General features: G+C 48.4%; 9 protein-coding genes. All 9 read right to left on the reverse strand.

Features of this window, described 5'->3' with window-relative positions; all coding sequences use genetic code 11:
- Positions 1-56: 56 nt before the first annotated feature.
- Positions 57-1,103 carry a PfkB family carbohydrate kinase gene (locus AC3DOM_RS07555; protein ID WP_487918427.1) on the reverse strand — a complete coding sequence of 349 codons (1,047 nt, stop codon included), beginning with the start codon at positions 1,101-1,103 and terminating at the stop codon, positions 57-59.
- Positions 1,096-1,746 carry a bifunctional 4-hydroxy-2-oxoglutarate aldolase/2-dehydro-3-deoxy-phosphogluconate aldolase gene (eda, locus tag AC3DOM_RS07560; RefSeq protein ID WP_487918428.1) on the reverse strand — a complete coding sequence of 217 codons (651 nt, stop codon included), beginning with the start codon at positions 1,744-1,746 and terminating at the stop codon, positions 1,096-1,098. The genes AC3DOM_RS07555 and eda overlap by 8 nt, the downstream gene beginning before the upstream one ends.
- A gap of 34 nt (positions 1,747-1,780) precedes the next feature.
- The gene (locus AC3DOM_RS07565; protein ID WP_487918429.1) at positions 1,781-2,839 is read right to left on the reverse strand and encodes a mannonate dehydratase; all 1,059 of its coding nucleotides are present in this window, start codon (positions 2,837-2,839) and stop codon (positions 1,781-1,783) included.
- A 207-nt stretch (positions 2,840-3,046) separates the two neighbouring features.
- Positions 3,047-4,303 (reverse strand): enolase C-terminal domain-like protein, encoded by a 1,257-nt coding sequence (locus AC3DOM_RS07570; RefSeq protein WP_487918430.1) that lies wholly within the window; start codon positions 4,301-4,303, stop codon positions 3,047-3,049.
- A 27-nt stretch (positions 4,304-4,330) separates the two neighbouring features.
- A complete protein-coding gene (locus AC3DOM_RS07575; RefSeq protein ID WP_487918431.1) occupies positions 4,331-5,650 on the reverse strand; it encodes a mandelate racemase/muconate lactonizing enzyme family protein in 1,320 nt (439 codons plus the stop codon).
- Between the two features lie 10 nt (positions 5,651-5,660).
- Positions 5,661-6,479, reverse strand: a complete 819-nt coding sequence (locus AC3DOM_RS07580) for an RraA family protein (RefSeq protein WP_487918432.1) — start codon at positions 6,477-6,479, stop codon at positions 5,661-5,663.
- Positions 6,480-6,529: 50 nt separating this feature from the next.
- Positions 6,530-7,360, reverse strand: coding sequence for an NAD-dependent epimerase/dehydratase family protein (locus tag AC3DOM_RS07585; RefSeq protein WP_487918433.1), 831 nt, complete (start codon positions 7,358-7,360; stop codon positions 6,530-6,532).
- A gap of 32 nt (positions 7,361-7,392) precedes the next feature.
- Positions 7,393-8,367 (reverse strand): mannonate dehydratase, encoded by a 975-nt coding sequence (locus AC3DOM_RS07590; RefSeq protein WP_487918434.1) that lies wholly within the window; start codon positions 8,365-8,367, stop codon positions 7,393-7,395.
- Positions 8,364-8,705, reverse strand: a 342-nt coding sequence (locus tag AC3DOM_RS07595; protein ID WP_487918435.1) for a hypothetical protein, incomplete at its 5' end; no start/stop codon positions are given. The genes AC3DOM_RS07590 and AC3DOM_RS07595, both read right to left, overlap by 4 nt.

Consider the following 8,705-nt stretch of genomic DNA (forward strand, 5'->3'; position numbering starts at 1 on the left):
TTTCTCCTCTACTTATAAATACTGAATGGGATTGAAGAGTCAATTCAACAGGACAGCTACCTCTGTACTCGGCCTGAGCCATCACCAGCCATCAGTTTTTGGACCTCAGAGACTGTACTCAGGTTTACATCTCCGGAAATGGAATGTTTCAGACAAGAAGCTGCCACTGAAAAGCTCAGGGCGTCTTCATCTGTCATTCCCGTGTGTAAACCGTAAATTAATCCGGCCGCAAATGAATCGCCTCCCCCGACACGATCCACAATATCTTTGATATCGTATCGCTGGCTGACGAGGAATTTGTTTCCGTTAAATAAACATCCCGACCAGCCATTATGGCTGGCGCTAAAACTTTCACGCAGCGTGATCGCCTGATATTTCAGATTGGGGAAGGTGGCAAACATTTTCTCTGCCAGGGCCTGATACCGAGCTGTATCCAATTCACCTGAACTGACACCCTGCTCCCAATCCCCTTCACTCACAGAAACCCCCAGCGAACGCTGACAATCCTCTTCATTGGCGATGCCCACATCCACAAATTTGACCAATTCTCCCATCACCTCAGGAGCACTCTTGCCATACTTCCACAATTTTTTGCGGAAGTTATAGTCACAGGAAACAGTGACGCCGCGTGCTTTTGCTTCCTGCACAGCCTTCAGGGACAACGTTGCCGCTGATTCACTTATGGCCGGTGTGATGCCGGTAATATGGAACCAACCTGCATTTTCAAAAATGGCATCCCAGTTGAAATCTGCAGCCTGGGCAGTGGAAATGGAAGAATGGGCGCGATCATAGACGACGTTCGAGGGTCGTTGATTGGCTCCAGCCTCCAAAAAGTAGATCCCCATCCGCTCTCCCTGTAGAGTAATATGATCGGTGTTTACACCATAACCGCGCAAAAATCGGATGCAGGCGTCGGCAATGGGGTTCATGGGCAGGGCTGTCACAAAAGCTGCGTCCAGGCCAAAATTCGCCAATGATATAGCAACATTCCCCTCACCACCGCCAAAGGTGGCTTCCAATGTCGGCGATTGAAAGAAGCGCTCAAAACCGACTGGTTTCAAACGCAACATGATTTCGCCGAGAGTCACAACGCGCTTAGTCATGATTTTCTCCTCGTATTTCCTGAACCAGTTTTACAGCGGCAGCAGTTAACTTCTCGATTTGTTTAAATTCGCCCTCTGCAATCAGCTGTTTTTTGACCAGCCAACTGCCTCCACAAGCGTGGACCATGGGCAATCGCAAATAGTCAGCCAGGTTGTGAACACCGATCCCGCCGGTTGGGATAAAGGAAACACCGACATAAGGGCCACCAATGGCCTTGAGCGTTTTGATGCCACCAGCCGCTTCCGCAGGGAAAAATTTCAACAGCTTCAGCCCTTTATTGAGAGCCAAATTAATTTCAGTCGGGGTCATTACTCCGGGAGTGATCGGCAACTCGTGACTCAGGCACCAATCGACAACGGCGGCGTCAAATCCAGGGGTAACGATAAATTTTGCACCAGCGGAAAGGGCTCTTTCTGCCTGATTCACCGTCAACACAGTTCCGGCCCCCACCAGCATATCCGGATATTCAGTAGCCATTGCACGGATGGCCGATTCTGCTGCTGCCGTACGAAATGTGATCTCTGCACAAGGCAAACCACCGGCCATCAAGGCCTGACCCAATCGGGGCGCGTCGGCTGCATCCTCAATTGCTACGACAGGGACGACGCCCAGCTTTCCAATTTGCTCAATTACTTTGTTCATAGGATACTCTCACTTTTTTCATTCAATACCGACTCTATGCAGCCCCGCCAAACTCATGATTCGCCGCCTGCACCAGCGCTCGCATATAGGCAATCGAATAGGCCACGCCCACCCGATGCCCACCCAACATCTGTGGAATATGGTCAGGAATAATACACCCGTCGAATTTCACCTCGCGGAGTGCCTTCATTACATCGTACATATCCTGATAACCATTATCGATCAGCGTCTCGGCCAATGGCTCGGGCATGGGATTTGAAACATTCCGAAAATGAACTTTGAAGAGCTGGTTTTTTGATGCAAAATATTTTATGGCATCAACCACGCTATTGCCCATACCGATTTCGCCCCCCTCCAGCCAGCAGCCAATGCAAAGACAAACGCCGATATTGGGGCTATCTGCAATTTCCATTGCTTTTTTATAACCGGCAAAATTGCCAAAGATACAGCGTGGAATGCCTCCCAATGCATAAACTGGCGGATCATCGGGATGGATCCCGATCCGTACACCGGCCTCTTCGGCCACCGGTGCAATCTGGCGGATCAGATAGGCATAGTTTTCCCATAATTCTTCTTCGCTATAGGTCCGTCCATGTGTCAATTCCCCAGAATAACTATGATCATCCCAATATCCGACAGCGTTAGATATATCAAGGTGGCGTGCACTCATCCCGCCTCGCCCATCGATTCGGGGGGAAGACCAAATCCCGTTGGCCATATGGGCGTAGGTATTGTATTTAATTCCTGCGGCGCCGATATTACGGATAAAACCCTTAAATTCATCTATCTTATTATCGCGGCCGGGAAGATTGAGTGTGATCTCAGGCACGTTGTGAACGCCGAGGTTGGTTATTCGATAAATCTTGATATCGTAATCACCAAAACGTTTGACCAGGCCTTTATAAAATTCGAGCGAGTGCTGCTCAGCATTATTGATGTTAACCATAGCCCACTCGACACCTAATTGCTGATAAAACTGCAAATCTTCATCGCTGGCATTGGCATTTGTCTGGAAGGCGATCTGAATACCTTCGGTACTCGAATAATATCCGGGGACTGCCCGCATTGGGAATTTATCAGGTTTAATGCTCATAAGCTTTCTTCTATATACTTTCTAGCAATGAAATGTAGCACTTTAATATTAGATTGCTTCGTAACTACTCAGCCTCTTCAGAAGTGTCTGTGCGAGGAGCACGCTTTTGCGACGCGGCAGTCTCCAAAACTGCTTGGGAGATTGCTTCGGCGGTAGAACTGCCTCGCAAAGACAAGCCTGAGTAGTTAGAATGTTTTCTGTAATTTACTAAGGTGTCCAAATCGTACCGTCAGGCCAACGACTTTGCGTCCACGTAATTGGCGGAATCTCGATTGGGTACTGAGCTGCTTTTTCTTCATCGATATCAACCCCAAATCCAGGTTTGCCGTTCGACCAGACATATCCTCCGCGCAATTCAGGTGTGCCCGGGAAGACCTCATAGAGTACATCACTGAAATTGATCACTTCCTGAATCCCAAAATTATGACATGCCAGGTCCAGGTGCAGGTTTGCCGCATGTCCGACAGGAGAGACATCGCCCGGGCCATGCCAGGCTGTGCGTACACCGAAGGCTTCACATAAGGAGGCCAATTTGCGGGCAGGAGTCAAGCCACCCAATTGGGAAATATGGGCACGGATATAATCTATCAATTGCTCGGCAATTAGCATACGCCATTCCAGGGGGTTATTATGCAGCTCACCCATAGCAATTGGCGTGGCACATTGATCACGCAACCGACGGAACCACTCGATCTGATCGGGAGCCAGGGGGTCCTCCAGGAAAAAGAGGCGATAAGGCTCCAATGCCTTTGCCAGGCGAATCGCATCCATCGGTGTAAGACGCTCATGGACATCATGCAAAAGGAAAAGGTCATCACCGACGTTTGTCCGCACATGTTCAAATAATTCCACGACGGAACGGGCATACCAGTCCGGATCATAATATGCCCCGGGAAAATTGGTATTCAAACGTTCCATCATATGGATGCGATGGGTCGCTTGCGGTGCTGCTTTCCCCGGTTGAACCGTATCGTCTGTCATTTCCTTGACCCGGCCACCGTAACCGCCCATCTGACAACGGACCGCCAGATATCCCTCTTCCTGATAATTGAGTACATTATCCAATACTTCCTGGGGGTCACGACCATCGGCATGGCGATAGACCATGGCCGCCTCACGGCACTTGCCACCCAGCAAATCATATACGGGCATATTGGCTTCTTTGCCTTTAATATCCCATAAGGCCATATCGACACCACTGATCGCGTTATTCAGGACCGGGCCGTTGCGCCAGTAGGAATTGACATGCATCATATGCCATAGATCTTCGATATTGGCTGGATCACGGCCCTGAAGCAGGGGAGCAAGATATTCGTCAACCGCATTTGCCACCAGGGTGGGGCGTTGCGTAAAGGTTGCACAGCCGAGCCCATATAATCCCGGCTGATCCGTTTCGACTTTGACGACAACGAGGGCGATGCCTTCAGGCGCCGTCAGAATAGATTTAACATTTGTAATTTTCATGAATTTATTCCATTTTCCGATAATCATCTATGACCACAGGCGATCCCAGCTACGCTCAGAATCCCACTCCGAAGTTGGTTCAAAAAATCCCTGGTCGTCGGAGACGAGATGCTCTTTAATCGTTTCTTCATTGATTTCAAATCCCAGCCCGGGTTTATCGGGCACAGGGATATAGCCCTCTTGAATAATTGGTTTTGATCCAATGTTAATAAAATCATTCCAGAAGGGCACATCTGCAAAGTGATGCTCCAAAGCGATAAAATTCTCAGTTGCAGCAGCACAATGAACACTTGCCATAGTGCTGATGGGCGTGCCCGCCATATGCATGGCCATGCTGATGCCATATTCCTGGGCGAGGTCACCAATCTTCTTCGTTTCTAAAATGCCACCGCTTGTGGCCAGATCTGGATGAATGACATTAACGGCTCCTGCCTGCAACAAAGGTAAAAAGCCTTCTTTTAGATAGATGTCCTCCCCGGTGCAAACAGGTGTTTTGAGCGAGCGCTCCAGGCGAACCCATTTATCGGTATATTGCCAGGGCACCATATCTTCAAGCCAGGCCAGATTATAGGGTTCAAGGGCTTCACCCAGACGGATACAATCATCTATCCCGATATGCCCGAAGTGATCGGCCGCAATTGGGATTTCGTATCCAACAACCGACCGGACCTGCTCAACATATTCCACTAATAATCGAATCCCCTCCGTGGTTAAGCGCACATGGGTAAAAGGGTGCTGAATGGAGTTGATATCCAGCATCCGCTCTAATGAGGTTCCATCATGAGAGTTCAACATTCCTGCTGGATAAGTAAGCGCATCTTTTATACCAATCAATGGTTGGATGCCGATATCCATTTTGAGCATTGTGAAGCCGCGCTCCATCCGCTCCTTAAGCTTATGGCCCATTGCTATCCCAGTGTCTTCATTCGGCGTATCACAATAGATGCGGACCTGATCCCGAAACTTGCCACCGCATAAAGCATAAGCGGGGACGCCGTAAGCCTTCCCCGCCAAATCCATGAGGGCCATTTCGATACCGCATACACCGCCACCCTGTCGGGCATGGTGTCCAAATTGCTTGATTTTACGAAAAAGTTTATCCACATTGCATGGATTCTCACCCAATAAACGCTTTTTAAGCATCAGGGCGAAGGTCTTGCTGGCCCCATCGCGCACTTCCCCATAACCGCTTAATCCCTGATTTGTATCAATACGAATTATTGGGAAGCGCCAGTCGTCCCAGCCCACGGTAGCAATTCTCAGATCTGTTATCTTCAGATCGCTCGGGAGCCCAAAATTGGACACATACTCTTCGGGCCGTGTAGAGTTTTTCTCTTTTTTATTCATGCGCTTCCTTTCAGTTTCTATTCTTGAGCCAGGTTTTAAAATCTGCATTGATATCTTCACGCCACTCTGGGACATCAATCTCTCCGCTGGTGTATTTTCCCTCTGCCAGGCGCTGCTTGCCAAACTCATCACGGATTCGTATCTCTTCGCTGGTTTCAACAACCTCTTGCACGAGGTGTGGGGGAATAAAGGTGATCCCGGTTGGCGTGCCCAAAATAATATCACCGGGGAGTGCTGTCGCTCCGCCAATCCGAATTGGAATGTTGATGCCAGCCAATGTCACGTCGGCGATGGGGGTTGGGTCCATGCCGCGCATAAAGAAATTTACGTTTGGTAGTTTAGTCAATCCATCATAATCACGGATACCCCCATCTATAACCGCACCAGTATTGGTACGTGCCTGAACAGCAGTTCCCAAATTATCCCCGATTACGGTTCCATCTTTAACTTTCCCAAAAATATCTACCACCATGACATCATTTTCCCCCAACATCTCAATAACCCACGAGTTTTGACCTCCAATATTGGAGCGCCCCTCGGCCAAGCCGGCCTGCTGAATAGCATCGTGATAATCAGGGCGGTGAGGAAGAAATTGGGCTGTGACCACCCGTCCCACAAGCTTGCGCCCCGGGTGCGTTTCTCGCCAGCCACCTTCAAATTGACGCAGATACTCATGCTTATGCAGAATTGCCCAGGCTTCCTCATTTGTTACCAATTTCATGCGAGCCAGTAGATCATCTGGAACTTTTGGTCGGCCATCGTCGAAACGCAAAAAAGGGTTGAGCTTAGTGAGTTCGATCAAATCCTCACGCGAGGGTTGAATATGCATTATTTACTCCGTTATTGGATTGAGAATAGAAAAAGAGAACGAATACACCCCTATTTAGAATCTGTATCGTGCTGCCAGCCTAATAATCGCTTAGCTTTCTGACAATCAAAGAAGCTCTTATTTTCACTGAGATCCCCCTGCACGGAAACATTTGGATAGAATTGCTCTTTAAGCTCCAGCGAAGCTATGTTCATAACCGTATCAGAGGCAACAATATAAAAAGCTTCATGACCGCTAAAATCAGCCGTAACACCAAGTAAGCAGGCGCGCGCAGTTGAATCGCGGCGTACATAGCCCCACAAATGTTTTACCACGATATCAGTAGCCGAATCCTGCCATTTGGCTGAATCAATCCGTTCAGCCGCGACACCATGAATACGAAGGCTGGCAATCTTCATATTCTCATATCTTCTGACGAATGAATCAGCTTGGATCTCACAGATCCACTTTGACAGGCTATAAGGGTCTTCATTATAGGTGGGATGCTCTTCATCAAGAGGAAAGTAATCGTAGTGTGGTAAGCGACTATATGCACCGCCAATGGCATTAATGCTGGAGGCCTGACAAACACGATTGATACCTAGTTCTGCGGCCGCCCTGAGCGCATTGTAGCTCGAAACAACATTATTATTATGAACAATATGATCAGGATGATAGCCAGGCCCTGGAATAGCGGCCAGGTGAATCAACGCCTCACACCCATCCAGTACTTTCTTGAATGAATCATAATCTGTAGTGTCCAGCTGAAAATGGGTTACCCCTGATAAATCTGCGTCCCCTTTTATGCGATCAATATTTACAACAGTGTGTCCTTGGGTAAGAGCAAGTTCAACAACGGCTTGTCCGATTCGGCCATTGCCACCGGTAATTGCGATTCTCATGCAATAAAATCCTTTATCAGAATCTGTAATTTCTAATCGTTGTATACGGCCTGGCTTAGACCGTGAATATAGCCCAGCGCAAAGAGCCGACCGTATGAGGAGTAACCCGCGTTTTCGTTGCTATCTCCCTCAACCGTGGGTACGTGATCGGGCCGCAGGACTCCATCAAAACCTATATCCTTATAAGCCTGCATACAGGCCAACATATCTGTTTGTCCAGCATCATGCCACGCCTCCGAATATTTCTCAGGTGTACCAATAACGTCGCGGAAATGAACAAAGAAAATTTTGTCCTGCTCTCCAAATTGCCGAATCACACCTGGCAGATCATCAGTCATGAGTGTAAAGTTGCCCTGGCACATCGTAATGCCATTCATTGGGCTGGGCACCAGATCAAGCAGACGCTTGAAATTTTCAACACTGCTCATTATCCGCCCAATACCGCGAATGGGTGATAAAGGGGGATCATCAGGGTGCATGGCCAATTTGACATTCCATTTTTCAGCTACTGGTAGCACTCGTTTTAAGAAATATTCCAGATTTTCCCACAGTGTGTCTTCACTGATGGGCCCTAATTCGGTCTGTGGTGCATCTTGAATCAATGTGTAATCAAAACTGGTCACCAACGAGCCGCCCCGTGCCGGGGTGCTGGTATTGGTGCGCAACCAATTAAAATCGGTCATCCATTCATAACACCAGACAGGAATTCCCAATTTGCCCATATTCTCAAGCAAGGTACACACTGTGGCGATTTCTTCATCACGACCCGGTAAGCCGCGTTTGGCATTATTCAAGGGTGGGCGAGATTCAATCACCGCCAACTTAAAACCATGGCTCTCAAATGATTGTTTCACCCGTAAAAGCGGGAAATAGTCCCAGGGGGCATCCCCAGCATTGAGCGGGTCGTCAAAGGGCAAACTTCCCACTGCCCAATCTGCCCCGGCCTGTTTGGCCAGTTTCCACAATGGTGAAGGAGTGGGAGTCAAATATTCTGCGATTTTTATCATGAAATACCAAACCCATATCCTGTGAAATACAGATACACCCCACAGCTAACCGGCATCGTAAAAATGATTCCAAAAATGGCGGAAATCGCTCGCTGCCCCCACTCCCCACCCTCGATGGAAACCCGACCTCCAATAAGACCACCCAGCAGTGATACTGGTGACATCACTAGCAAGGCTATCCCGATAATTGAGATTAAATTGGGTCCAGCACCATAATAATGTTCAACATTGACGATTGCTGGAAATATTTTTGGCCAAAGAAAGCCCATGATGATCATGGTCACAGCACCGGCCAGCCAACCGGTTAATGCATATGAAATATTACGAGACATAATTTG

Source organism: Candidatus Desulfolinea nitratireducens (assembly GCF_982879505.1).

Excerpts from the sequence above, each read along its gene's own strand:
- AC3DOM_RS07555 (WP_487918427.1), bottom strand. The coding sequence starts at position 1,103 with ATGACTAAGCGCGTTGTGACTCTCGGCGAAATCATGTTGCGTTTGAAA.
- eda (WP_487918428.1), bottom strand. The coding sequence starts at position 1,746 with ATGAACAAAGTAATTGAGCAAATTGGAAAGCTGGGCGTCGTCCCTGTC.
- AC3DOM_RS07590 (WP_487918434.1), bottom strand. The coding sequence starts at position 8,367 with ATGATAAAAATCGCAGAATATTTGACTCCCACTCCTTCACCATTGTGG.
- AC3DOM_RS07570 (WP_487918430.1), bottom strand. The coding sequence starts at position 4,303 with ATGAAAATTACAAATGTTAAATCTATTCTGACGGCGCCTGAAGGCATC.
- AC3DOM_RS07580 (WP_487918432.1), bottom strand. The coding sequence starts at position 6,479 with ATGCATATTCAACCCTCGCGTGAGGATTTGATCGAACTCACTAAGCTC.
- AC3DOM_RS07575 (WP_487918431.1), bottom strand. The coding sequence starts at position 5,650 with ATGAATAAAAAAGAGAAAAACTCTACACGGCCCGAAGAGTATGTGTCC.
- AC3DOM_RS07585 (WP_487918433.1), bottom strand. The coding sequence starts at position 7,360 with ATGAGAATCGCAATTACCGGTGGCAATGGCCGAATCGGACAAGCCGTT.
- AC3DOM_RS07565 (WP_487918429.1), bottom strand. The coding sequence starts at position 2,839 with ATGAGCATTAAACCTGATAAATTCCCAATGCGGGCAGTCCCCGGATAT.